The sequence below is a fragment of the Planctomicrobium stercoris genome, assembly GCF_051465655.1.
Classification (GTDB): domain Bacteria; phylum Planctomycetota; class Planctomycetia; order Planctomycetales; family Planctomycetaceae; genus Planctomicrobium.
Genome location: NZ_CP195791.1, coordinates 5,532,988 through 5,558,882, shown reverse-complemented (window position 1 = coordinate 5,558,882; position 25,895 = coordinate 5,532,988). Strand labels below are relative to the sequence as shown.

Annotated in this window: 20 protein-coding genes and 1 pseudogene; 15 read left to right on the top strand and 6 right to left on the bottom strand. The window is 58.0% G+C overall.

Annotated elements, in window-relative coordinates:
- Nucleotides 1–3 precede the first annotated feature (3 nt).
- The 3 genes and pseudogenes from SH661x_RS22545 to typA all read right to left on the bottom strand — a co-directional run bounded on the left by SH661x_RS22545 (nt 4) and on the right by typA (nt 6,806).
- Nucleotides 4–783 (bottom strand): annotated as a pseudogene (locus SH661x_RS22545) (zinc-dependent peptidase).
- A gap of 41 nt (nt 784–824) precedes the next feature.
- On the bottom strand, nt 825–4,730 hold the full coding sequence (gene hrpA, locus SH661x_RS22540; RefSeq protein ID WP_437226292.1) for an ATP-dependent RNA helicase HrpA: 3,906 nt from the start codon (nt 4,728–4,730) through the stop codon (nt 825–827).
- Nucleotides 4,731–4,985: 255 nt separating this feature from the next.
- Nucleotides 4,986–6,806 (bottom strand): translational GTPase TypA, encoded by a 1,821-nt coding sequence (typA, locus tag SH661x_RS22535; RefSeq protein ID WP_437226290.1) that lies wholly within the window; start codon nt 6,804–6,806, stop codon nt 4,986–4,988.
- A gap of 337 nt (nt 6,807–7,143) precedes the next feature.
- Between typA and SH661x_RS22530 the strand changes: the two genes are divergently transcribed.
- The gene (locus SH661x_RS22530; protein ID WP_437226288.1) at nt 7,144–8,931 is read left to right on the top strand and encodes a hypothetical protein; all 1,788 of its coding nucleotides are present in this window, start codon (nt 7,144–7,146) and stop codon (nt 8,929–8,931) included.
- A gap of 49 nt (nt 8,932–8,980) precedes the next feature.
- Here the strand turns inward: SH661x_RS22530 and SH661x_RS22525 are convergent, their stop codons facing one another.
- Nucleotides 8,981–10,924 (bottom strand): protein kinase domain-containing protein, encoded by a 1,944-nt coding sequence (locus tag SH661x_RS22525; RefSeq protein WP_437226286.1) that lies wholly within the window; start codon nt 10,922–10,924, stop codon nt 8,981–8,983.
- Nucleotides 10,925–11,050: 126 nt separating this feature from the next.
- Nucleotides 11,051–12,619 carry a sensor domain-containing diguanylate cyclase gene (locus SH661x_RS22520; RefSeq protein WP_437226284.1) on the bottom strand — a complete coding sequence of 523 codons (1,569 nt, stop codon included), beginning with the start codon at nt 12,617–12,619 and terminating at the stop codon, nt 11,051–11,053.
- A gap of 556 nt (nt 12,620–13,175) precedes the next feature.
- Here SH661x_RS22520 and flgB point away from each other — a divergent pair.
- The 14 genes from flgB to SH661x_RS22450 all read left to right on the top strand — a co-directional run bounded on the left by flgB (nt 13,176) and on the right by SH661x_RS22450 (nt 25,123).
- A complete protein-coding gene (gene flgB / locus SH661x_RS22515) occupies nt 13,176–13,529 on the top strand; it encodes a flagellar basal body rod protein FlgB (protein ID WP_437226282.1) in 354 nt (117 codons plus the stop codon).
- A gap of 74 nt (nt 13,530–13,603) precedes the next feature.
- Nucleotides 13,604–14,056, top strand: coding sequence for a flagellar basal body rod protein FlgC (gene flgC, locus SH661x_RS22510; RefSeq protein WP_437226280.1), 453 nt, complete (start codon nt 13,604–13,606; stop codon nt 14,054–14,056).
- Nucleotides 14,056–14,364: a flagellar hook-basal body complex protein FliE gene (gene fliE / locus SH661x_RS22505; protein ID WP_437226279.1), complete on the top strand. Its 309-nt coding sequence runs from the start codon at nt 14,056–14,058 to the stop codon at nt 14,362–14,364. Before flgC ends, fliE begins: the two co-directional genes overlap by 1 nt.
- A gap of 33 nt (nt 14,365–14,397) precedes the next feature.
- Nucleotides 14,398–15,936, top strand: a complete 1,539-nt coding sequence (gene fliF, locus SH661x_RS22500; RefSeq protein WP_437226277.1) for a flagellar basal-body MS-ring/collar protein FliF — start codon at nt 14,398–14,400, stop codon at nt 15,934–15,936.
- 68 nt (nt 15,937–16,004) lie between these two features.
- The gene (locus SH661x_RS22495) at nt 16,005–16,979 is read left to right on the top strand and encodes a FliG C-terminal domain-containing protein (RefSeq protein ID WP_437226275.1); all 975 of its coding nucleotides are present in this window, start codon (nt 16,005–16,007) and stop codon (nt 16,977–16,979) included.
- A 16-nt stretch (nt 16,980–16,995) separates the two neighbouring features.
- Nucleotides 16,996–17,682, top strand: a complete 687-nt coding sequence (locus tag SH661x_RS22490; protein WP_437226273.1) for a FliH/SctL family protein — start codon at nt 16,996–16,998, stop codon at nt 17,680–17,682.
- A complete protein-coding gene (locus SH661x_RS22485; RefSeq protein WP_437226271.1) occupies nt 17,600–18,931 on the top strand; it encodes a FliI/YscN family ATPase in 1,332 nt (443 codons plus the stop codon). Before SH661x_RS22490 ends, SH661x_RS22485 begins: the two co-directional genes overlap by 83 nt.
- 39 nt (nt 18,932–18,970) lie before the next feature.
- The gene (locus SH661x_RS22480; protein ID WP_437226269.1) at nt 18,971–19,444 is read left to right on the top strand and encodes a flagellar export protein FliJ; all 474 of its coding nucleotides are present in this window, start codon (nt 18,971–18,973) and stop codon (nt 19,442–19,444) included.
- A complete protein-coding gene (locus SH661x_RS22475) occupies nt 19,437–20,366 on the top strand; it encodes a hypothetical protein (protein WP_437226267.1) in 930 nt (309 codons plus the stop codon). The genes SH661x_RS22480 and SH661x_RS22475 overlap by 8 nt, the downstream gene beginning before the upstream one ends.
- A gap of 84 nt (nt 20,367–20,450) precedes the next feature.
- Nucleotides 20,451–20,720 carry a flagellar biosynthetic protein FliQ gene (locus tag SH661x_RS22470; protein ID WP_437226265.1) on the top strand — a complete coding sequence of 90 codons (270 nt, stop codon included), beginning with the start codon at nt 20,451–20,453 and terminating at the stop codon, nt 20,718–20,720.
- Entirely contained in the window at nt 20,717–21,475 is a 759-nt protein-coding gene (locus tag SH661x_RS22465) for a flagellar biosynthetic protein FliR (protein ID WP_437226263.1), read from the top strand. Before SH661x_RS22470 ends, SH661x_RS22465 begins: the two co-directional genes overlap by 4 nt.
- A 186-nt stretch (nt 21,476–21,661) precedes the next feature.
- Entirely contained in the window at nt 21,662–22,726 is a 1,065-nt protein-coding gene (gene flhB, locus SH661x_RS22460; protein ID WP_437226261.1) for a flagellar biosynthesis protein FlhB, read from the top strand.
- A 213-nt stretch (nt 22,727–22,939) separates the two neighbouring features.
- On the top strand, nt 22,940–23,428 hold the full coding sequence (locus tag SH661x_RS22455) for a hypothetical protein (RefSeq protein ID WP_437226259.1): 489 nt from the start codon (nt 22,940–22,942) through the stop codon (nt 23,426–23,428).
- 300 nt (nt 23,429–23,728) lie between these two features.
- Nucleotides 23,729–25,123 carry an HD domain-containing protein gene (locus SH661x_RS22450; protein WP_437226257.1) on the top strand — a complete coding sequence of 465 codons (1,395 nt, stop codon included), beginning with the start codon at nt 23,729–23,731 and terminating at the stop codon, nt 25,121–25,123.
- 46 nt (nt 25,124–25,169) lie between these two features.
- On the opposite strand, the gene SH661x_RS22445 is transcribed toward SH661x_RS22450, so the two are convergent.
- Nucleotides 25,170–25,895 carry a 3-keto-disaccharide hydrolase gene (locus tag SH661x_RS22445; RefSeq protein WP_437226255.1) on the bottom strand — a complete coding sequence of 242 codons (726 nt, stop codon included), beginning with the start codon at nt 25,893–25,895 and terminating at the stop codon, nt 25,170–25,172.

Below are 25,895 nucleotides of genomic sequence, written 5' to 3'. Positions count from 1 at the left end.
GTGTTACGTTCCCCAGCGTGCGGGGTCCAGCTGATAATACTCACAGAACTGCTGATAAACTTCCGGATGCCAGTGTCGCAGCGGGGTCGGGCCTTCGAAAAACAGTTCGGTGACGACGGCAAAAAACTCGGCCCGATTGGTGGCTCCATAGCAGTCGATGAGAGTTCGTTGTCCGGTTCGGCAGGCTGTGGTAAGTTGATCGAACGTGGACTGCATCACGGCATTCCACCGGTTGAGTTTCTCCACTGACCCAAGAATTGGTTCCCCGTCAGCGACTCGTCCGTTCAGCATGTCCAGCTGGTGGGCGAACTCGTGGAGGACGACATTGCGCCCGAACGTTTCATTGCGAGCGGTCAACTCAATGTCGGCCCAGGCGAGGATGACGGGGCCGCGATAATGGGCTTCGCCGACGCGGGCCTGTTCCCCTTCGAGCACACCTGTCGTCCCGAGAGCCTGAGTATTCTTCATGACGTAGCTGTCCGGATAGACGAGCACGGAAAGCACGTGGTCAAAGTGTTCGTCTTCCCGGAACCCCACGACCAGCAGTCAGGCCATGGCCGCGATCGTCACCTTCATCTCTTCGGTCAGTTCAAGACCGTTGATTCCTTCCCAGTTCTTCTCTGCCACGAAGATCTGTGTGAGTCGGCGCAGCTTCGTCTGTTGCTCGGGAGATAACACCGCAACCTGAGGAATGGAACGCTGCAGAATTTCATCCCAGGCTGCCGGGAACGGTTCTGTCAGAATTCTGGCACGGCGCCGCGACTTGAACCAACTGAAAATCATTCCATTCACTTTCCGGAATGCTGCAGCCTGAAACGCTTCGCTCAGGCCAGTTCCTTCCACAGCTCGTTCAGCCGTTTTTCTGAAACACTGACTGCCGTTCGCAACTGCTGGGCGAACAGTGAGACTCGAAACTCTTCAATCAGGAATCGATAGAGGACCAGCTGTTGGTGTGACAGCCAGCTCACCCCCAGTTGTTCGCGGGCATGCAGCGAACGTCTCCAGTGCGGAGCGATCTGCTCCTGAAGTTTTCGATCCTTCTGAAAGCCACCCGCTGTCGCTTTCTCGAATCGATGCGTCATTGCCTGCAGATACCGGGGGTAATGCTGCAGCCATGTGAGAGGAACCTCTGCCAGAAAGCCGGAGAACGTGAGCTCGGCATATTGCTGTTTCAGGTCCTGAATCAGCGGGGCCAGCGCCGGGGGATGCTTCTTCTCGACGAGCCGCCGCACCGATGACAGTTCGGCGAACAGTGGACCGAGAACCGCCTGCAGATCCTGAGCTGCAATGGAAATCAAGCCGCGTGCCTGCTTGAGACGGACATTCCACTCCACCTCAGACTTGGGGATGGATTCTGTTCGGAACAACGCCGCTTCCGCGAGTCGCCAGGCGAGGTGCTGTCGAAACTGTTTTCCGTCTTCGAGTGCGAGGGCCAGTACGCTGAGTTGATCGATCTTCGGCAGGTTCTTGACCTGTTCGGCGAGCTTCTTTTCGTCGCTGAGCAGAAACATCTTCACGAGTGCCCGGCGGGTTGAAGCGGCTGCGGTCAGGCGCGTATCGGCCAGTCGTAAGGAGATTCCCTTTTCGCCAAGAACCAGCATGGGGAACGCAACGACGGTCACTCCGTTTCGCACCAGCTGGATCTGCTCAGGGAGATCACCGAAGTTCCATGCAGTGATGTTGTCCCGCTGCCACTTCTGATCGGTGATCTGCTGAATCGCCTGGGACTGCTGCTGATTGTTTTGCGACTTCAGTTCTGGCAGACTCCGTCCCGATGCGAGAGTCTCCCCTTTCTGATTGACGACCTTAATGTTGAACTTCAGGTGTTCAGGCAGCCTGGCGGGTTCAAATGCTTCGACCGGGACATACTCTCCGGATCGCTTTCGAAGTGCCTCGGACAACTTCGAGAGCAAATCCCCTTTTCCGTATTCCAGCTCTTTGGCGAGATCGGCAGCGGTCTCCGGGACCGGGACGAACAACGTCCGCAGGTTCTTTGGAAGCGTCTTGATGAGTGCAGCAATCTTCTCTTCGAGCAGTCCCGGGACGAGCCAGCTGAGATTCTCCGTGGAAAGCTGATTCAATCCCTCGGGCGGGACCAGCAGCGTGACGCCGTCGTCGGCAGCACCCGGCTCAAGATGATATTCCACCGGAATCTGCATGGTCCCGATCTTCAGCTGATCCGGAAACGCTGCCTGACGGGGAGCAGCATCGTCATCCACCATCAGATCTTCACGTGTCATCCACAGAAGCTTGGGATGATGAGCTTCCGTCTGCTTCCGCCACTTCTCAAACGTTGGACCGTCGAAGACGTCGGCGGGAATACGCTGATCGTAGAAATCGTACTCTGTCTCTTCTCCGACAAAGTGCGATCCCTGTCGCAGCTTCGCCTGCCACTCGGACATCTCCGCTTTCAGCTGAGCATTGTGCTTGAAGAACTCTCCTGTCGTCTGAAAGTCCCCTTCGACCAGTGCATGCTGAATAAACATCTCCCGGCTGACCTTGGGGTCGATGTGGCCGTACCGGCATTCACGACGGGGGACGACCGGCAGCCCGAACAGCAGCACTTTTTCAAATGCCTTGACCGAGGCACTCTTCGAATCCCAGTGCGGTTCGCTGTAGGTTTTTTTGACGAGATGGTCAGCCAGCCGTTCAATCCACTGCGGCTGAATGGGGGCGACCATGCGGGCGAATCGTCGTGTTGTCTCCACGAGTTCGCCGGCCATGATCCATTTCGGCTTGCCAGCGAATGCAACGGACCCCGGCCAGAGAAACAGCTTCTGGCCACCGGATCCTGTGTATTCATGGGTCTCGCTGCGCAGGGCGATATTCGCCAGTACGCCGGCGAGAATCGCGCGATGGATAGAATCTTCCTGATTCCGCCGTTCGGTCGGCTTGATGCCGTGATCGATCGCGATCTCGCGCAGCTGTCGATGCAGTTCCTTCCACTCCCTCATCCGGTTGTACGAAAGAAAATTCTGCAGGCAGGCCTTTCGCAGCTTGCTTCCGGAAAGCTTCTCTTCCAGGTCGGTGTAGAAGTCCCAGAGCTTCAATAGCGAGAGGAAGTCCGAACGCTCGTGCTTGAATTTCTGATGGGCGGCGTCGGCCGCCTGCTGCTTGTCCAGCGGACGGTCACGAGGGTCACGCTGCTCCAGTGCCGAGGCAATGATCAGCAGCTCTTCCAGGCAGTGTTCGTCTGCTGCTGCCAGGATCATCCGACCGATGCGAGGGTCGACAGGAAGTTTCGACATTGCTTTGCCGATGGACGTCAGTTCTTCCTGATCGTCAATGGCATGCAGTTCGAACAGCGTCTTCAATCCGGATCGGACAGCTCCCGAACTGGGGGGCTCCAGAAACGGAAAGTCTTCAATCCGTCCGAGGTGGAGCGCCTTCATCTGCAGGAGAACGGAGGCCAGATTGGTACGTTGAATCTCCGGTGGCGTATACGCGTCCCGACCTGCGAAGTCTTCGGGCGAATACAGTCGCACACAGATCCCGGGCGCGACACGGCCGCATCGTCCGGCCCGCTGATTCGCAGATGCCTGTGAAATGGGTTCGACCGGAAGTCGCTGAACCTGGGAGGCTGTGGAGAATCGACTGATGCGGGCGGTTCCGGGATCGACGACATACACAATGCCGGGGACCGTCAGTGATGATTCTGCCACATTCGTCGCAATGACGATTCTTCGACCCGGATGCGATTCGAATACGCGGTGCTGTTCCTTTTCAGAAAGACGCCCGAACAGCGGGAGAATCTCGACCTGATTTCCGATTCCGCCGAACTTTCGCCCCTGCAGCACGCGGGCGGTTTCACGGATATCCCGCTCGGTCGGCATGAAAACGAGAATGTCTCCCGGCCCTTCGAGAATCAGATCTTCGCAGGCATCGGCAGTGGCGCGTTGCCAGTCGATCTCGCCTTCATCTTCGACCGGTGGTCGATAGCGGATCTCGACCGGGTATGTTCGTCCGGAGACTTCAATGATTGGTGCAGGGGCCGCTTCCTTGCCGAAGAACTGTGCGAATCGCTGGGCGTCGATGGTGGCGGAGGTGATGATCACCCGCAGCTCGGGACGGCTGGGCAGGATCCGCTTGATGTATCCCAGCAGAAAATCGATGTTCAGCGAGCGTTCATGGGCTTCATCGATGATGATCGTGTCATACAGATTGAGAAATCGGTCTGATTGAGTTTCGGCCAGCAGAATGCCGTCGGTCATCAGCTTGATGTAGGTGCGGGGCGACGTGGTATCTGTGAAGCGGATCTTGAAAGCGACCGCTTCGCCGACCCGGGATCCCAGTTCTTCTGCCACGCGGTCCGCCACGCTTCTGGCAGCGATTCGACGTGGCTGCGTGTGCCCGATCATCCCGGCAATCCCGCGTCCCGCTTCCAGGCAGATCTTCGGCAGCTGTGTCGACTTTCCCGAACCGGTCTCGCCGCAGACGACGATCACCTGATGCTGTGACAGGGCGTCGATGATCTCCTGTTTCTTTTCGAAGATCGGCAGCTGATTGTCGTAGTCGATCTTCGGCAGCTTCTCGCAGCGGGTGCGGAACCGCTTCTCAGACGGTTCCAGCTCGGACAGCAGCCGGGCCAGCTTCCGGTCAAACGGTTTTCCCTGTTGCCGGAGATGCCGGATTGTGGAGAGTGCGTTGCGCAGCTGCAGGCGGTCCGTCAGCATTGTCTGTTCAACGCGATGGGACAGTTCCTCCAGAGATGGTTGTGTCGTTTCGTTCATGCAGGGACCAGTTTAGACCCTGCGGGAGAAATGGGGAATGCAGCTGGATGACACTCGCTGGAGACTGCCTTCTGAAACTGAGGAAGTCCGGAGCGAAGAGCAGAGAGTCCAGAGCAGATTTCCGGCTGAGCGTTTCAAGGATCTCTGGACCCTGACTCACCACTCCGGGTGTATTGCTGGTGCAGCGTCCCAATGAAAAAACGACACGCCTCTGGGGAGGCGTGTCGTCGTGGTTTTCACGGTTGCTGGGCCGGCTCACGCAGTCGCCACACGGTGGCTGCGCTTGCGGTCGGTTTCCTTCAGCCAGATTTTCCGCAGGCGGATGGCTTCCGGGGTCACTTCCACGTACTCGTCCGCTTCGATGTACTCAAGGGCCATCTCCAGCGACATGTCGCGAGGAGGGGCGAGCATGATGTTTTCATCGGAGCCTGAAGCACGCATGTTCGTGAGTTTCTTTTCACGAACGGGATTGACGACAAGGTCGTTGTCGCGGGAGTTCTCGCCGACGACCATGCCCTCGTACACATCCGTTCCCGGAGCAACGAACAGTTCCGAACGTTCCTGCAGTTTCCACAGGGCGTAGGCGGTGACTTTGCCGTCGTCCTGAGAGATCAGAACACCGTTCTTGCGGCGGGGGATGTCCCCTTCCATCAGTTTGTATCCGTCGAAGCGGTGATGGATGATGGCTTCTCCCTTGGTCGCGTTGAGCAACCGGGTTCGCAGTCCGATCAATCCGCGAGCCGGGATATTGAAGACGATATGTGAATGGGTTCCGACACCGCCGGTCAGGTCGGTCATCTGTCCCTTCCGGCCAGCGACCACTTCAATCACGGTTCCGACGTCGGTGCTGGGAACGTCCACTTCCAGGATTTCGAACGGCTCGTGCCACTTGCCATCGATCTCTTTGCGGATCACTTCCGGCTTGCCGACGGAGATTTCGAACCCTTCACGACGCATGGTCTCGATCAGAATCGACAGATGCAGCAGCCCGCGGCCGGAGACGCGGAAGGTCTCTTTCGAATCTCCATCTTCGACCCGCAAGGCGACGTTGGACTGCAATTCACGCTGCAGACGCTCACGCAGGTGGCGACTGGTCAGGAACTTGCCGCCGCTGCGACCGGTGAGCGGAGACGAATTGATGGTGAAGACCATGGAGAGGGTCGGTTCGTCCACGGTGATACGGGGCAGGGCAACCGGATTGGCGGGATCGGCGAGAGTATCTCCGATCTCGGCATCGCCCAGGCCGGTGAGGGCGACGATGTCCCCCGCTTCAGCCATCTCGGCAGTGACTTTTCCAAGTTTGTCGAACAGTTCCACTGTTTCCACGGTCGCGGTCTTGGTCGAACCGTCGGCCTTCATGATGGCGACTTTGGTTCCCGGACGAATCCGGCCGTTGTTGATTCGGCCAATCACAATTCGACCGACATAGTTCGACCATGTCAGCGATGTGGTCATCATCTGGAACGGGGCTTCGACGTTCGCAATCGGTCCCGGGATGTGTTCCAGCACCATGTCCAGAAGCGGGAGGATATCCCCGGAACGCGCCGTCGGGTCGTGGGAGGCATATCCCGAGCGACCGCTGGCGAAGATGTAGGGGATCTCGAGAGAGTCTTCGTGTCCGAGTTCTTCGATCAGGTGGACCGTTTCCAGGATCACGTCTTCCGGGCGGCAGTCCGGGCGGTCGATCTTGTTGACGACGATAATCGGCTTGAGGCCGACTTCGAGTGCCTTGCTGAGCACGAAGCGGGTCTGCGGCTTGGGGCCTTCAAAGGCGTCAACGAGGATGAGAGCTCCGTCGGCCATCTTCAGAACGCGTTCGACTTCCCCGCCGAAATCGGAGTGGCCCGGGGTGTCGATGATGTTGATCTTGACCCCTTTGTATTCCACCGCGATGTTCTTCGCGAGAATCGTGATTCCTCGCTCGCGTTCCAGATCGTTGGAGTCCAGAATGCAATCGCCCTGCAGCTGGGTATCGCGGAACTGACCGCTCTGCCGCAGGAGGGCGTCCACCAGCGTGGTTTTGCCGTGGTCAACGTGTGCAATGATAGCGATGTTTCGAATGTTTTGACGACGCATGAATGCGAATCCAGTGTGAAGAAGGCAGTCCCTTGCAGGGTCCAAACGCACCACTTCCATCAGCTTTTTCAGGGATGAAGGTGGTACTCAACGTGCTGACGCGGTTTCCCTCGCGTCGCATGGGCTCCCGAGCTGCGGAGCGAAAATGGACCTCTGGGGGGAAGAATAATACAGATTTTCCGCGAACCTTGCAGCAGCGAGATTTCAATTTTGTTCGGAAATTTATGATAACAGATCCTCTGGGGCTGGCAATTTCTGATTATTCCGAACAGTCTTTTACATTCTTAAACGTTTGCAGTGTTGTGACTTATAGTTAGTCGCCGCAAGGAAGGGCACAATGAATCTGCTGCACTCTGCCGAGCTGACTTCACTCGCATTTCCGCTCACCTGCCTCCTCGCAGCCGCACTCATCCTGCTGTGGGACGTCACGTTTCGCCGAACGTTTCACCGCGGAGTGCTGTGGGGAACGTTGCTTTCAGCGGCTGTCCTGGTTGGCTTCTGGGGGGCGACAGGAAGTTCTCCGGCCAGCACTTTCATCATGTTGAGTGGTTTGCAGTTCAACGACAGCCTGGCGGTCTGCTGGCTTCCGGCATCCGTTGTTTTTCTCCTCTCCATTCTGAACTGGCCGCAGGCTCCCGGAACGTTTCCCGAAGCGAAACGTCGCGAAGCCTGGGGAGGACTCCTCCTGGTCGCAGCGGTGCAGGTTGTTGCCATTTCGCAGAATGCCTGGGTTCAGTTGGGAGCAATCAGCTTTTCCGGTTGGATGCTCGCTCTGGTGCTGGGACGGGAAACCACGGACAGCGAGCGGACCCGCTCCGCTGCCGGATGCCTGATCTGGTTCACTATCGCAGATCTGCTCTGGCTGCTGGGACTGGCTTCGCTGGGAATGGTGCTGCCGACGACCGAACTGCACCGGATTGGCGATCCGACAATCTTGAATCAACTGACCGCGGGTGGGACTGCGTTATGTGACTCGGCTCTGTCCCTGATGGTGGGGTCAATTCTGCTTCGCTGCGGGATGTACCCATTGCTCAGTTGGACTGCTCCGGCAGCGAGGAATTACCGCGACGCCGCCTGGGTCATTGCGTTTGGATTCGGACCGGCGATGATTCTGCTGCATCGCTGGTTTCCGTTGCTCCTTTCGTTCGATGCCACGCTTCTTCTGCTCACTGGGGCTGGCGGCCTTTCAGCATTCATCCTGAGTCTCATGGCCTGGGGAGGCGCGCGAGGCCCCGCCCGGATGGTGCATATCGCCTCTGCACAACTGGGACTGATCTGGCTCGGATTGGGAGCGAATGCAGCCGCAGCTGGGGAACGGTTTTCGTTGACCCTTTGCCAGATCTGGCTGTTGACGTTCATTACGCTGGGGCTGGGACAGTTGAAAGGCCGACATGGGAGTATCCGTGTCGCATCCGTGATTCTGACGGCCTGTGTCGTCTTGCTCTGCGTCGGAATTCTGGGGCAGGAGGAGACATTCTCCAATGTCTGGAATCACGCCGAAATGCCCCCATTGAGCAAGTCGCTTCTGCTCGCGGGAGCGATGTTCAGCCAACTTCTCATTGCGATCGTCCTCTTCCGTGAGACACAGCTGAATGAACAGAGCGTCGATGAACCGACTCTCAGCGTTCCTTCCACGGGAATCAGTGCAGCGGGGTGGCTGGTGTGGGCCATGCTGACAGTGGTGATCGTCGCGGGTGCCATCCTGGGACCGTACTGGCTGAACCTGAGTCCTTCGCTGAGTCTTGTCCGCCCGGATGTGGCGGGGATTCTGATGTTGATCGGGCTTGTTGTGTCGCGGACGTGGCGGGAACCGGGGTATCAGGCCGGGCCATCGGGGGATCGCTGGGAAAGCGTGCGCCGTCTGGCTCGATCCGAGTTCTATGTGCCAGGGATGATCAACATCTGTCTGCTCCTGCCGATCCGCGCAGCTTCGCAGATCTCCCGTTTTCTGGAGTGGATCGTGGTCGGCAATCTGACAATGAAGATTCCCAGCTCAATCCTGAAATGGATCGGAAGTCGTGCGGCCCTGTCGGACGAAGAGACTCCGGAACTGGGCCGCATGTGGCAGCTCGCCAGTGCCACCGCTGTCATGCTCGCCGGAATTGCCATTGGTGTCCTGCTTTGATGCGAGACTGTCAGCTTCAATCGTGATTGACAGCCCGGAAGCGATCGAATCATTCCTGAGCGATGACGGTCTGGTCCAGCTGGGAGAGAGCACCGAGGTTCGTTGAGACCAGGGTGGAAGCAAACAGGTCCTCTTCGCCGGGGCTCGTCTCGTTCTGCTCTCGCTGATGATCCTGATAGTCCCGCCACCATTCTCGAGCGTCTTCAGGTGTCCAGGGGGTCATCGGAACGCAGCGTGACAGGGCTTCCGAGAGTGCGAGTGCGGAAGGGAGGCGGTCTTCGGGATTCTTCTGCAGGCATTTCATGAGGAGTTTTTCCAGCTCCGGGCAGACGCCGGCATCGCAGCGTTCTGTCGGCGTGAGTGGAGTGGACCGCATGTGCTGATGCAGAACGTCGAGGACAGTCCGGCCGGTGAACAGCGGTGTCCCGGTGAGCAGGTAGTATCCGACCGCGGCAATGGAATACAGGTCGCTGCGGGGGCAGATGTTCTCGCGCCCCTGTGCCGCTTCCGGCGACATGTACAACGGAGTTCCAATCACTCCTCGGGTCGAATCGGTCAGCGAGCCGCTTTCGGGATTGACGGTCGTGACCAGTCCGAAGTCGAGTACCGTCACATGATCCGGGCGGTTGGACCGCTGCGAGATCATGATGTTCTCGGGCTTGATGTCCCGGTGCACAAGGTTCAATTCGTGTGCTTCAGCGAGTGAGCCGCAGGTCTGCTGCAGAATGGACAGGACCCGTCCGTCCGGCACTCGTCCGCTGAATTTCACCAGATCGGCAAGTGTCAGTCCTTCGACAAGTTCCATCGCGTAATAGAACAGGTCATCGGGAGTGTGGCCGTAGTCGAAGATGGAAACCGTGTTCGGGTGACGGAGTCTGGACGTGAGTTGAACTTCCTGTTCGAACTGCGCGATGGACTCCCGGTTCGTGCGTTCAGCTCGCAGGATCTTGACCGCAGCTGGTCTTCTGAGCCGAATGTGCCGGGCGCGGAAGATGGCTCCCATGCTGCTTTCTTTGAGTTTCTCTTCGAGCACATAGTTGCCGAACTGCCGTCCGGGAGAGACGGTCTGGCGACGGCGATGTTCCAGCTGGTCCAGCATGGCATTCTGCAGCCGATGCACCAGGGAAACCGGATTGTGCAGAGACGTGCTGAGTTCTTTCACCGATTCGTCGACGGACAGGGCAACGTCCATGACGTGAAAGCGTCGGTCGATGGCATGCAGGTCGATCAGGCGGGTCACGCCATCCGGCGACTGACGCATCATGTCCATCAGCAAAGCGGAACAGCCCACGGGGAACGACATCGGGACTTCGGTGCTGCCGACCAGCAGTTGTTCAGGGGAGTCGTGATGTTTGAGAACCGCCAGGGCCAGCGTTTCGGAGAAGCCCCACTTCAACAGAGTTTTTGCGGTGATCTCGGGATGCGTCCATCCGAATCGCTCCCGCTCAAAGCTGACCAGCGATTCGTGTTCGGACTGATGCAGATACTCGTGATAGTCGATCTGGTGCCGCGCCGTCAGCAGAGGGAGGAGAATGTCCTGCAGCATCGCAGCGGTGTAGGCGACGGTCTGGTCCAGTCCCATCTGACGGGCGACTTCACGGGAGAAGATCGCCCGTTCCACGGTTTCGCGGCGAAAGTCTGCCGGCGAGAGGAGTGGAGAATCGATTCGCTCAACCGCATTGGACAGAGCACTCGTTAGCAGAATGGTATTGCTGGTGGGGATTCCGAGCAGGGCAATGGCCTGGGCGACGGAATCGACTTTGTGTCGCAGACCGCGAACGCAGGAGTTCACGTTGCGCAGGAGTTCCGCAGTCAGTGCAGGCTCACATTCCACAACCGCAGCGAGGGCTCGGACGGTGATGTCCGGCTGTCGCGCCCGCGCGGAAAAGTCGATCACCGACTGAGGTGGAATCGGCAGCTGCGATTCCCCGTCCCATTCGAGCTCGGCCAGACAGGCGAGCAGTTGTTGATCATGTGGAGTGATGGATGCCATGACAGTCGGCGGTCAACGTCGTTCCCCGGCCAGCCGGGATCGTGTGTGGTTTGCAGGAAAAGTCAGTCTTTGGAAATCAGGATGTTCGAGGGTTATTGCTGTTGTCTTTGTCAGAGTATGAGTGGGTCACGCATGCTGCAGCTTGCGATCAACGGAATCGATGGTGACAGGATCGGGCACGATGGTAACGCGGTTTCGCCCGTTCCGCTTGGATGCGTACATGGCGGCATCGGCCGATTCGAGGATACGTCCTGCCAACTCCGGACAGTATCCATTGGGAGTGGCGAGGCACCCGCCAAAGCTGGCTGTGATGCGAAGCCGGACGGTCCCGCAGACGATGGTCTGGGCCTCGATGGTCGCACGGATGCGTTCCGCCAGTCGTGACAGGCCGGCAGCATCCGCAACGGACATCACAATCACGAATTCTTCACCACCATAACGGGCGACAATGTCGGTTTCCCGCACAGCATCCTTCAGGAGCCGGGCGACGACTCGCAATGCTTCATCGCCGACCAGATGCCCGTGGGTGTCGTTGACCTTCTTGAAGTGGTCAACATCCACGAAAATGACTCCCAGCTGGGTCGGATGCTCAGCACTTTTGGAGATTCGCTCCTGCAGGTGCTGCGTCAGGTAGGTGCGGTTGTACAGGGTGGTAAGTCCGTCGGTGATGGAAGACTGAGTCAGCTCCAGCACTCGTTTGCGGAGTCGGCCATTCTCTTCCTGCATTTCGGTGGAAGACGATGTGGGGGGGACGTCGTCACGGTTCATGGAGGCATTGGCCGCCAGGATGGAGAGCTGTCCCATTGCCTGTGAAAGCAGTTCCATGGGAGAACCGACCTTCGACATGTCGACACTGAACAGGTCGCTGTGGTGGTCGAGTTCTTCGCGGACTTTATCGACGAGCTGGTTCACCTCTTCCTCGGTTTCACCAAGCAGGGTACAGCAAAGTTCATAGATCTTGGCGATGGCGAGTCCCCGGTTTTCACCGCTGAAGAACTCCGCGAAGGCTGCGGAAATCCGGAGGACGTCTGTCAAAGTCAGTGCGTCAGAAAGACGGTTTTCGCAGGCTTCCTCCAGCGAGACATTCATCTGGCCGACGGCTTCGACACAATGGGGGGGAAGCTTCCATTCCCGCAGCAGATGCATTGTCACCTGCATGGAGGTAATGCTGGCCGACTGCTCTTCCAGCAGATCCAGCGACTCCCCGGTTTCCTGTGCTTTCTGAATACACGCGACAAATCGATCGCGGTCGCAGTTCAACATCGCCAGACGACCGATCCGGGCGAGTAGACCGATCGTGAATGCTTCTCCGGCATCCACCTTGGAGTAGTTTTCTGCGATCAGGGAAGCTGCGCAGCCGCGGACCAGCGACTGAAACCAGAAGTCGGAGTACAGATTCGCATGCGGTCCGGTGGACATGCTGGCTTCAGCGAGCGAAAAGCCCAGCGCCAGCGCCATCACGGACTTCTTTCCCAGCAGCACCACTGCCCGCTGGAGATCGCTGACAGGACGTTTCATCCCGAACTGGGAGGTGTTGGCGGCCTTGAGAATCTTTCCGGACAGGGCGGGGTCAGTCTGCAGAACGTACACGACATCAGAGATGCTGACTTCGGGGTCCGCGAACATTTTTAAAAGCTGAACCGCGACTGTCGGAAGCGACGGTAAATGTGAAAGTCTCTGAAGCTGGCTGTCCATGCGATTTTCCAAAGTCTTAATAACCATCTGTTCGCGGCGGGGACGCGACTGGCAAACTGAATCAATCGTTCAACTGCCGCGAAAAATAAATCATCGATCGCGTGTTTGAGGCGGGTCCGACGCGGGCTGAAATATCAGCGGACCACGTCGCCTGTTCTCATCAGCGATCCGGGCAAGTCGATTTCACTGGTCATTTCCGATGCGACTCCGCAGTCCCCTCGTAAGTCCGCGGGGTCGCCTCGTATCTCTAAATTCTCCTGCTTATCCATATCTCCAATCGAAGGGGGATGATGATTTTTTGCTCACAATGTGGTGAAAAGCCCACACGTCTCGAGGGGGGAATGCGCGGGAAACCATTTGGAGAGATTGCGATGTCTGCGATGAATAGTCGCGATGCGGTTATTTGTGCCGGGCAGGAAGGGGAATTCGGTGCAGGTCGTCCCGCTTTCGAAAAAGAAAGATTCTTTTCCAGAAAGATTTCAGTCCGGTTATGCCGATTGGGAGGAAGAGGCGCCATGTTTTAACCAGACATCCGTGTCGGCGTGAAAGAACTCTCATGTTTCCACTCCCACCGCAGATTGACCACTTGAGCCAGCTTATGGGAGCGGCTCAGCTCAGGCATGGCGTCATCAGCCAGAACCTCGCCAACGTCAACACCCCGGGATACCACCGCCTGGATGTTCAGTTTGAAGATCTGCTGGCAGCGCATCTGAAAGGGGGAGACAAGGGGGCGACGGACGTTCCCCGTCCCGTTGTCGTCCAGGAAAAGGGACTGAACGAACGTTCCGACGGCAACAACGTCGATATCGACCGGGAAATTGGACAGCTCAACCGCAACGCCATGCTCTTTCAGACCTACTCACAGATTATGTCGAGCCAGTTTGATCTGATGCGACGAGCGACCAGCTGACGGCTTCGGGACGTGCGACTTGTTTCAGGAAATTGATTCACAGGTAAGCGGCTGACTGGGGGCATTCAATGGGGATGGGAAATCTTTTCTCCGCAACATCCATCGCGGGCTCCGGACTCACGGCAGAACGGCTCCGCATGGAAGTGGCTGCCAACAATATTGCGAACGCGCATTCGACCAGCTCCGCAGCCGGCGGGGCGTATCGGCGTCAGCAGGTGGTCTTCGCTGCGGTGATGGACGAAACCGCAGCTGGCGGGGGTCAGTCCGCTCCACAGACCATTGCCGCCATGAACGGTGTGCAGGTCGTGGGAGTGCAGCCGGACAGCACCCCGCTCCCACGGGTGCACATGCCCGGGCATCCGGATGCAGACGCGGAAGGCTTTGTCGAAATGCCGAACGTGGCCCTGCCGACCGAAATGATCGATCTGATGACGGCCAACCGGGCCTATGAAGCCAATTTGAAATCGCTGCAGACGTTTCGACAGATGGCTGAACAGGCCCTGTCCCTGATGAGGGCGACAGGCTGATGCAGATCCACTCGGCAACATCTCCGGTCAACGGCGGTCCTGCACTCAAAGTTGAGGCAGGACATGCTGCTGCGCGGCCCGCGGGAGGGACATCATTTTCGCAATTGATGTCGCAGATGCTCTCGGAAGTGGATCAGTCGCAGCAGGTGGTCACACAGGACATGAACAAGCTTCTCACCGGGGAAGTGGAAAACATCCATGATGTGGCCATCAACGTCGCAAAGGCGGATGTGGCGTTTCGACTCGTGATGGAAGTCAGGGATAAACTGATTGCCGCCTATCAGGATGTGATGCGGATGCAGGTGTGAATCTTCGGCAGCCCGCTGTTCTAGGCAGATGTCATGGACGTTTTGAACAATTTGACGACTCAGCTGCAGGCGCTCTGGGGCCGCTGGAATGCGGGCCAGAGAGCCGGCATGGTCGCTGCGCTGGTGGTGTCTGTCACGACAATCTGCGGTGTCGGCTTCTGGGCGACCACGCCGGAATATGTCGTCGTTTCGGATCGGATGAGCCCGCAACAGGCTGCGGAAGTCGTCAGCGTGCTCGAGAGTGAGAACATCAGCTACAAGCTGAATTACGCCGGTTCTTCGGTCAGCGTTCCGAAGAGTTCTCTGAGCAGAACCCGACTGGCGCTCAAAGATGTTCTGACAACGACGACGCAGGAGACTCCCGAGATCAGCGAGGGGATCTGGTCCGACCCGACTCTGTATCAGGCCCGGATGACGCGTCAGCTGGAAACCCGTCTCTCCCGTTCGATCATGCAGCTGGGAAGTGTGCGAGGTGCGACTGTGCACCTGACCCCCGGTGAATCGAGTCCGTTCATTCGGAACCGTGCCCCTGCCAAAGCAAGCGTGATTCTCGACCTGCAGCCGAACGCGCTGTTCTCTGCGACGGATGCACGTTCGATCGTTTCGCTGGTGGCTCACAGTGTCGAAAACCTGGACCCGGAAAATGTCTCCGTCCTCGATACCAGTGGCCGCCTGCTCTCGGCCTCGACCGGAATGGAAGCGGACGTCACCGGCCAGCTCAGCTATCGCAGCCGGGTTGAGTCAGATCTCTCTTCCAAGGCAGAAGCGATCCTCACGCAGATGCTGGGCCCTGGCCATGCTGTGGTGCGTGTGACGGCTGATATTGACTTTACTGATACGCAGACCAAAGAGATCAAGTACGATCCCGATGCCAAGGTGAAAGTGTCGGAGACCGTTCACTCCGAATCGTCCATCGGCGGGACGAAGCAGGCCAAGGGAACGGTTGGACTGCCGCCGGACCATATGGACAAGCTCGCGTTCAAAGCCGATGTAGGCAGTTCCCCCCCGACCACCAAAGTTCAAAGCAACACGACCCAGTATGAGAATGCCAAGATCGAGGATACGGTTCACCGTGTCCCCGGGCGGATCAGCCGTCTGACCGTCGCTGCGGTTGTTCAGCTTCCCGACGGGGCTTCCGGGGAGAACGGGCAGGCTTCGAATGCAGTCGTCACCACCGCTCAGATTGAAAAGATCATCAAGCAGGCGGTCGGTTTTGATGCTGCCCGGCAGGATGAGATTGAAGTGATTGCGGCTCCGCTGGTGGGGAATCTGAACCTGATTGCCCCGGTCACCACGAACACAACATGGGAGAAGTACGCTCCCTTGCTGCACAACATTTCTCTGGGACTGGCAGCCATTGTGGCGCTCGTTCTGGGACTGCTGGTGATCCGTCGCATGCAGCCGATCGTCGTCGAAGCTGAGAGCAAGGAAACAATGCCTGCCGAGGTCGTCCTGAAGGTCGCAGATCTTTCGCAGCAGGCGATTCAGAATCCCGAAGCAGTAGCGACAGTTATCCGGTCCTGGCTGGCGGAACCTGCGGAAGTCCGACCTTCTCAGCGAAGAGCCTCCTGACGGCAGCCTGCGAAACATCCTCCCTTCAAACTCTCACAGCCAAATAAAACTCAACCCGGATTCGAACAGTGGCAGCGGCCCTGACCAATACTCGCGAAGAACGCGTTCTGACATTACTGCACGTCCTCGGACCTGAAGCGGCCGAGCAGGTGCTGGCATGTCTTGACCCGCAGACCACTTCGCTGTTGCGGAACCGTCTGAAGGATGTCTCTGCCTCGCCCCCTCCATTGCGCAAGCAGACACAGGTGATTGACGAGTTTGAACGCTTTTTCAGTTTCGCTCTCGCGACGCCAGCCGGCGGCCTCAAACTGCATCAGGGAGACGATCCTGAAGATTCCGAAGGGGTGGGCGACGAGCAGTCGACGCAGCCGGTCTATACTCTTTCCGGAGACGCGCTGGTCGATCTGGAAAAGATGAACATGTACCAGCTGTCCGGAGCCCTTGAATCCGAACAGCCGCGGACGGTCGCCCTGCTGTTAAAAGTGGTTTCTCCCAAACGCGTGGCCCAGATCCTGGGGCTGCTTCCGGAAGAGAAGAGGGAAAACGTCGTCCGGGAAATGAGCCGTGACCCGCGCGCTCCGGAGATCATTCTGCGCAGGATCGCCAGCACGATTGTGGAACGGGCGATCTCGCTCCCGGCAGAGCCTCGCAAGAATGACGACAATGTCCAGCGCATGGTGGATGTGCTCCGCGCGACCGAGAAAAGCAAACGACGTCAAATCCTGAAAACCCTGGAAGCACAGGATCCCGCCCAGGCAGCTCTGATCAATCAGGCTCTGTATCAGTTCGACGACCTTTTGAATCTGGAGGACGCCCAGATTCAGAAAGTTCTCTCACGGGTCGATTCCTCGACGCTCTCAACGGCTCTGTTCGCAGCGGACGAGAGACTGGTGGACAGGATTATGAACAACCTCTCCAAGCGGGCACGGACGGCATTGCAGGAAGAACTGTCCTTCCGTCGCAACGTTTCCGGTTCGCAGCTGCAGGCTTCGCGTCAGCTCATGGTTCAGGCAATCGCGGAATCGGAGCAGGAAGCGGATTAATGGCAAGGACGCAATTATGCACCGTCAGCAAATCTTCTGGTCGGACATCCCCGTCGATGTTCGATTACGAGGTTGCACAAATTCGATCGAGCGACCTGCCCCCCCGGCGCCGCAGCGCCCTGTGCCCGCCCCCGTCGCAGCCAGTTTCCCCAATGAGTCAGGGCAGCCGGTCACAACGGCCCCGCCTCCTCCACCGGACATCCGTCCGTTGCTCGAGTCGATCGCCGCGAGCCTCGACGTCCTTGATCAGCGACGCCAGCAGTCCCTGGGCGAACTGCAGCAGGTCGCTCTGGAGCTGGCCATCTCCGTCGCCTCGCATCTGGTCTTCGAGGCGATTTCTCAGGATCAGTTTGGAGTCGAGAAGCTCGTGGAGCAGGCCATTTCTGCCATGGGGATCGACTCCGCTCCTGTCGTTTCACTGCACCCCAAAGATCTGGAACTTCTGCAACGGCGACTGGCACAGCAGCCGGCACCCTGGCGTGCTGATCAGGTCTCCTTACGAGCCGATCCCGGAGTGGCCCGCGGTGGCTGCCGGGTGGAAAACGATGCGGGGCGGATGCAGGTTTCGGACATCAGCCTGCGGCTTTCGGAAATTCGTCGTCACTGGATGGAGGAATTGGATGACACTCAGATTGAACGTCGCCGCTCTCAAGTCGAAGGCCAGTCGCTGCGACGTTTTCCGGACCGCAGGGAGACTGCGTAGCGTGCAGGAGATGCTGACCGCCCGCGTTCCGGCCGCGATCGGAGAAATCTGTGAAGTTCGTACCGCTGATGATGAACGGCTGCTGGCTGAAGTCGTCGGAGTTCAGGATGAACAGTCGCAGATCATGAGCTTCAATCACAGCACCGGTCTCAAACCTGGCTGTGAAGTGATCGCCATGGGACGGCGGGTGTCGGTCCCCGTTGGTCATTCACTTCTGGGAAGAGTTCTCAATGGGCTGGGACAGCCGATCGACAATGCCGGTCCTCTCTCCGTACGACGATGGAAACCGGTCGATCAGGAAACTCCCTCGGCCCTTCAACGTCAGCGAATCACACAGCCGCTGGTCACCGGACAACGCGTCATTGACGGTCTGCTGACGATCGGTCAGGGACAGCGGGTTGGACTCTTCGCCGGCAGCGGCGTCGGAAAAAGCACGCTGATGGGGGAAATCGCCAAGCATGCAACGTCCGACCTGAACGTCATCTGCCTGGTGGGTGAACGCGGTCGCGAAGTGCTCCCTTTTCTGGAAGATTGTCTGGGTGAAGAAGGACGTCGTCGCAGCGTTGTGGTGGTGGCGACCTCTGATGAAACGCCGTTGATGAGAATTCAGGCGGTCCGCAGTGCTCTGGCGATCGCTGATGATTTCCGGTCGCGCGGTTCAAATGTGCTGTTCTTTCTGGACAGCTTGACCCGGCTGGCCTTCGCCCAGCGGGAACTGGGGCTGCTGCGGGGCGAGCCCCCCGGCACGCGTGGCTATCCTCCTTCTGTCTACACGTTACTGGCGGGGACGCTGGAGAAGCTCGGCAATGACGATGTCGGCTCGATCACCGGACTGATTACGGTGCTGGTGGATGGAGATGACATGGACGAGCCGATCGCCGATGCAGCCCGGTCGATTCTCGATGGCCATATCGTCCTGAGCCGCAAGATCGCATCCCGTGGTCAGTATCCCGCTGTAGATGTGCTTCACAGCCTGAGCCGACTCTTCCGGGAAGTGACGTCGGAAGAGCATCAGCAGGCGGCCCAGAAGATGCGTCAGATTCTCGCGACATACGAAGATGTTTCTGACCTGATTCAGCTCGGGATGTATCAGAAAGGGGCCTCGCCCCAGATCGATGAAGCCATTCAGTTGATGCCGCAGATCCTGGCGTTTCTCAAACAGGAGATCGGACGGGCGACCCCTTTCCCGCAGATGCTTGATGCAATGTTCAAATTGAAGACATCAGGGACGACGCCAAAAGCTGCGTGAGAAGTTCCCTGAGTTTTTGGTTCGTTGAGTTCACTCACGATGAAACGATTTCGATCCAGTCTCCAGAAAGTCCATGAGATCTGCCGGCAGCAAAGCCGTATGGCAGAGCTGGAGATGGCGCGCGCGAAATCGACCTGGATGACTGCACAAACGCGGGTGGAAGTTGCGATCGACGAACTGGAAACCGCTCGCAGAGATGTTAACCGGGCGATGCTGCAGGCCCGCCAGTCAACAGTCATTCTGGGTCTGCATCAGCATCTGGGGGCAGCGTCCGATCGAGTGACGACAGCTCAGAACGACTGCCTGAAAGCGGAGCAGGTGTTTGAAGTTGCCCGGTCGAAATATCAGTCCGCTCATTCCAAGGTCGAACGGCTCGAACGACTGATCGAGAAACAAAAGGAAGCGTATCGTCGCGACATGCTGCAGGAACAACAGCAGGCGATGGACGATGTCGCCATCTTCCGGTGGAAGCAGCCGGAACTTATGGAAAACGAGGTAGGCATCCATGGTTAAGATCTTGGCAATGCTGGGATTTGGTGTGGCGATGTTCGCATTGGCAGCGGGCGGATCGTGGTATGTTCAGAACAACGTCCTGGGCAAGTCCGGCCATGGGGCATCGTCCGGGAGCAGTCACGGGGCACACGCGAGTTCGGGGTCACACGGCTCACATGCGGCCGCTTCGAGTTTACATGCGTCAGACTCACATTCTGAAAGTAGCCCTGCGGCGGAAGCACATGGCCATGCTGCAGCATCGACAGACGGGCACGGAGATTCGCACGGTGCTCCCGCCCTCTCCCTGACGAATCCTCCCCCCGTGCGAGGCGTCCTGACCAAAGGGCCTGTTGACGGGCAGATGCCTGTCCCGATTCGTCCTCGCGAAATGAGCGTGGAAGAGCTCCTGCGTTACGGCATGGGAGTGAAGGAGCGCGAGAATCAGGTGAAGTTGCAGGAAGAGGCGCTGCAGAAGCGCCGCGTTCAGCACCAGCTGGCCCAGGCGGATATTGAGGGTGAACGCAAGGAGATCGATGGACTGCGCGTGCAGGTCGCGGAGCAGCTCAAACAGGCTGAGATGCTGATTGAGAAACTCAAACAGACCCGTTCGCAGTTCCTGCAGGATCAGGCCAATGCAGCTGAGGAAATGCAGCAGATCAAGCATGAACGGGTCGAGATCGACGAAGAACACATGGATAACACCAAGCGGCTCTCGCAATGGATCCAGAGCATGGAGCCGGAGAAAGCTGCGGAAGTGCTGAAGTCGATGGCCAATGACGGCGAACAGCAACTGGAGATTGCCGTGCAGATTCTTCGCAACCTGGAAGAACGGGAAGCGGCCAAGATCCTTTCTGCGATCGATGACCCCAAGCTGGTGCAGCTGCTCATTGAGAAGTTTCGGAACCTGAAACGACCTCCGGCAAAGACCGCCGCTCGCCGGTGATTCGTCCGGATTGAGATTGCGTTTCCTGTCGAAATGTCACACAACCCCGCCTGAATCCCTTTCAGCTGTCATGGGAAAACTCACATGGACGTGATGCAGACTGCCAGCATCCTGCGAGATCTGTTGCTCACAGCTCTGGTGCTGACGCTTCCTTCCGTGGCAGCCAGTCTTCTGATCGGCGGCGTCATCAGCGTTCTGCAGACAGTCACGAGTATTCAGGAGCAGACGCTGTCATTCGCTCCACGCATTATCGGCGTGGCGGTGGTGATGATGGTGACATTGCCCTGGAGCCTGAAGATGGCGATGGGCTTCACCTCACGCATGATCTATCACATGCTGGAGGCGGTTCAGTGATCACTGCCCTGGCCCTGGCGCTGTTGCTCGTCTTCCTGCGCGTGGGTGGCTTCGTGGCATTTCTTCCCCCTTTTTCGGGGGCGAACGTTCCCAATACGGTCAAAGTCGGACTGGTTGTTGCCCTCACTGCACTCTGGGGGGCAAAGGTGATCCCGGGAGTGGCCCTCAGTCTGAATCCTGCGGTGACCGACAACTGGATGTTGCTTGTCTGGCTCGGCATTCGGGAAACGATGTTCGGGGCAGCCCTCGGGTGGCTGCTGGGACTGATTCTCGTTCCGGTCCGGGTTGCGGGAGCTTACATTGTTCAGGAAATGGGTCTGACGATGGCAGCGGTGACCTCCGCGACAGAACCGGGCGAATCCAATGTCGTGTCGCAGCTTCTGGAAGTGGCTGCGGTGCTGTTCTTCTTCGGTTCGAACATGCACCACGAGTTTCTGCGGCTGTTCAATGTCAGTTTTGATGCCTTTCCGCTGGGACGCACCTGGGTGCTGCCCGAGCAGTCATGGATTATCGGCAGCATTTTAAAGACCACTCATCTGGGGCTGGGAATCGCAGCACCCGTGGGGATCATCCTCTTCGCCTGCATGGTTGCCACGCTGTTCATCATGCGACAGACACCGCAGTTCAATCTGTTCACGTTTGGCGGCCCGATCCGGTTGATCGTCGGACTGGGTGGAATGATCTGGTTCCTGCCGAGCATGCTCGCGGGGATGGTTCACTCGCTGCAGAGTTTTGTTCGGTTTTCGGGACTGTAGGTTGGAATAAAATCCGAAATTCGAAGCATCAAATACGAAACAAACTCAAAGCACCAATACCCAAAGCCAGTTGACTCAGGAGACACTCTTTCCAATTTCAGATTTCGAACTTGGTGCTTGTTTCGGATTTCGAAATTCGGATTTCGTACTTTCTATTCCTCTCTAGCCACTTAGCCGCCCACCGCCATGTCCGAGGGATTTGACGACAACAAGACAGAAGATCCAACACCGCAACGGCGCGAAAAAGCCCGCGAGGATGGACAGGTCGTCTTCAGTCCGGACCTGAACAGCGCTGTGGCGATTTCTCTGGTGGCTGTCGCTGCCATCTGGATGGTGCCGACAATGGCGACCCAGATGCAGCAACTCCTCAAGTCCCGCATCCTGAATCTCTCCGGTGAAAGCTGGGGAGTCGGTTCGACGCAGATGGCCGTCGGCTGGCTTGTGAGCCATCTCTGGGTGGTTGCCGGGACCGCATCGATCGTCTTTCTCGGGGTCAATCTGGTGCTCTCGCAGATTCAGACCGGATTTCTGATCACCACAAAACCGCTTTCACCCAATTGGCAGAAGCTGGATCTGGTGCAGGGATTTCAGCGGCTCTGGTCGCTCGACAGTCTGGTCAAAGGTCTGCTGGCTGTGGTGAAAGTCGCCACTCTGGGCTGTATCACCGGAGTGCTGTTCTTCGCCTGGCAGAAATCGATTCAGCGTGACGCCCATGGATCACTCGAGCATTCGGTGCAGCTCGGCTGGGACATGATTGTGCAGCTGATGACGTCGATGGCCGGGGCTGCTCTGACGTGGGGCGCGGCCGACTACGGGTTCCGCTGGTGGCGAAACGAACAGAAGCTGCGGATGACGCGTGATGAAGTCAAAGATGAAAACAAGGCTGAGAACGGGGATCCGCAGATCAAGGCACGGATTCGACGGATGCAGCGGGACGCCGCTCAGCGGAAGACGCTTCAGGACGTTCCCAAGGCCACGGTCGTCATTACAAATCCGACTCACTATGCGGTGGCACTGCGATACGAATCCGGTGTGATGAAAGCGCCGAAGGTGGTGGCCAAGGGGAGCGGGGCGTTTGCCCGTCGCATTGCGGATGTTGCCCGTGAACACGGCGTTCCGGTTCTGGAACGAAAGCCGCTCACCCGGGCTCTGTACGCGCTCGCGGATGTTGGCAAAGAGATTCCGCTGGAATACTTCCGGGCTGTGGCTGAGATTCTGGCCTACGTCTACAAGCTGAAAAACGGGCGATAATCAGCGAGTGGGAGACGTCAGTCTCCCGATTCGCGATGTTCACACATCGACTGCGTCCGAACGCATTTCAACTTCGAATTGAAATCGTGTTGTTGAAGCGGGAAACCTGTTTCCGTTTCCTTCTCTGATCCTCGGCGTTGCCATCCCGCAGCTGATGCCAGCCGGGGCGCCGTGGACTGATCTTCAATTTCTCGATGCGAGAAGGAGGAAACGATGATGGTGCGTCGGTCCATTTTGTCGTGGGGGAGGCATGTGCTCTGTGCCTCGGTCGTGCTGTGTCTGACAGCATCGGCGGTGCATGCCCAGTGCATGAACGGCGGTGGAGGAAGCAGCGGTGGTGGAGGTGGACCTTCATCTGGGGCTGCCGGCTTCGGAGGAGGCGTCGGGGGCCCGGGCTTCAGCGCGGGCGGTGGGGCAAACATGGCGGCCGTTAACATGGTCGGCCAGTTCGCCGCTCAACAGCAGATGCAGGCGATGATGCAGCAACAGGCGTTTCACCAAGCCAGAATTGCTGCCATGCAGCAACGGGCTTTCGAACAACAGCGTCTGGCGCTGCAGGCTTCCAAAGCTCGAGAGGCAAGAGCCAGCGCAGGGATCTCTCTGCGTGAAGAACGAGCAGAACAGGCACGCGCGCGGGCGGAGCAGAAGCGCCTCGAAGTGCTGGAGGCGAAAGAGCGAAAGCTGGCCGCTGCCGGTCAGTAGCCTCCTGAACCGCCTCTTCAAACCTGTGCCGCTTGTTGACCTCGGTTGACCAGCGGGAACTGCACAGCCTGTCTGTGCAGTTCAGCCATTCCGTAACCCGCACACGTCGTCGGCGGAAGAGCGGGGTCTCGCACACGGAGAGTACGAGATACTCTCGGCAATCCGACCCCCTGTTCGCCGTAGTCCAATTCTCCACGATGTTCTAAGATTGCTGCGGTCGCTGCATTTTGCCTGACGGCTGCGCATCCCTGTGGGATTGCGGCGAAACGTTTTTTGTTTGCATCACGAAACCGCATCCACATGACTCGCGATTTTGTTTCCGAAAGCCTGGCTTACGACCCCATTCATGGTTATATCCCCTTCATCGCCCGGTCGGGGCTTCCGGCAGATGAAGTTTCGGAACAGGAACTGATCGATCATCCCTGGGTCCAGCGGATGCGGCACATCCACCAGTTGCAGACCGCATGGTGGGTCTTTCCCAGCGCGGAACATCGCCGCTTCCAACACATCCTCGGGGCGATGCATCTGGCGTCGCGAGTGATCGATGAATGGTACGATTCGCTGCATGAAGTCTGTCCGAACTGCCCGTCGCGGGCGTACGTCGAAAGTCTGGTTCGCATTGCCGCTCTGCTGCATGATGTGGGACACGGACCGTTCGGACATTTCTTCGATGATCACTATCTGGATCAGTTCGGGATCACGCATGAGGACATCGGGGCCGTCATCATCGAGCGGGATCTGGGCAACCTGATTCGCGGGATTCGACGCAATCCCAAAGGCAAACTTCAGCCGCTGGAGGAGCTGGATCCCCATCAGGTGGCGTGGCTCATCCGCCGCCCCCGCGCCAGCGAAACGGGTCATCCTGCCTGGCTGCGAAAACTGCGAGCCCTGTTCAGCGGCATCTACACCGTGGACAACATGGACTTCGTGCTGCGTGATGCCTACATGACCGGCTTCAATACAAAGTCATTCGATGTGTCACGTCTGATTCACTACAGCTTCTTCACGGAAGAAGGGCTGACGATGCATGTGCGAGGACTCCCGTCGCTCATTCATTTCATCGAGACACGGGCGAACCTGTTCCGGATGATCTACTTTCATCGCACGGTTCGCGCACTCGACATTGCGATCGAAGAGATCTTCGCAGCCACGATGAGTTACCTGTTTACCGGTAACCCGCTGGATCATCTGGAAGACTATCTGAACTTCACCGAATCGTCATTTCTGGTGGACGTTCAACGCTGGGCCTATTCTTCCGACCCGGAGCAGCGTGCTCTGGGAGAACGCTGGCGGTCGATCCTCTCCCGCAAGACCGGGTGGAAGATGGCCTGCGAGCGGACGGTGAATTTCCATTCCTCGACCGGCGAGCGGATGACAATCTTCTCGGAGCCGGAACTCGTGTTGAAGCGGGTCCGCGAGAAACTTCCCGTCGAAATCCGCGAGATTCCGCTGAATATTGACGTGGCCAAGCATTATCACCGGCCCAGCGGTCGGCTCCCGGCTGGGGGGCAGAATTTTCTGTATGACCCCGGCAGCGGAATCCAGGAGCTGCATGATGATGAACTCTTCCGAGCCATCCCTGTCAGCTTCCTGATCTTCCGCATCTACTGCCAGACGCATGATCACGATACGGAACTCAACGCCGCGTTGAACTCCGTGCTGGGCGACGCTATGGACGCCCGAACGAATATGTGACAGAAGAATTCAGCCGCGCACTCGAAGTGTGCGGCTGAACGGGACATCACGGCAGTTCGCGGATTCTCAAGTTGCGAAACTCGACGGGGGCCCCTTCGGATTCCAGGCACATGAAGCCTGTTGCCGGCTGGCAGTTGTTCCCGCCGGAGATCTCTTCGCCGTTCACCCAGAGGCGGACTTCGCCGTTGATCGCCCGGACGTAATAGTGATTCCACTCGCTGCTGGGTTTGGTCAGCTCCTTGCGAGGAAAGCTGCGAGATCCGTTTGCGGAGACCGGAGGGAACGGAGTCATTTTGGATGTTCCGACCGGGAACACATCACCGTGAGTGGTGAACCAGTCCGACTTCTTCCCATTCTCTTTCTCGTAATTCTCCGCATAACCCAGGTCGAGGATCTGGACTTCGATTCCTCCTCGCGGCAGCTGATTCGGCTTCAGGTCGGTGAATGCTTCATCCGGTGCCCAGAGAAAAATGCCCGAGTTCCCAGCGTGTTCGAGGTGACGCCATTCCGCCACGATTTCCAGATTGGTGAACTTTTGCTTGCTGCGGATCACGCCGACCGGCTTGCCGGTGGAATGAATCATTCCGTCCCGCATTGACCATGTGTCCGGATCACAGTTCACATGGTCGAAGTCATCCAGCGTGAGTGCCCGCCAGCCTGGCCCGTTGCCGTCAATGAAGGCCTTCGGTAAGCCGGGGATTTCTTCAGCATGGCAGACCGCAGCCAAAAGCAGGCAGGGCAGGGCAAGAGTTGTTTGCAGGAGTTTTCGCAT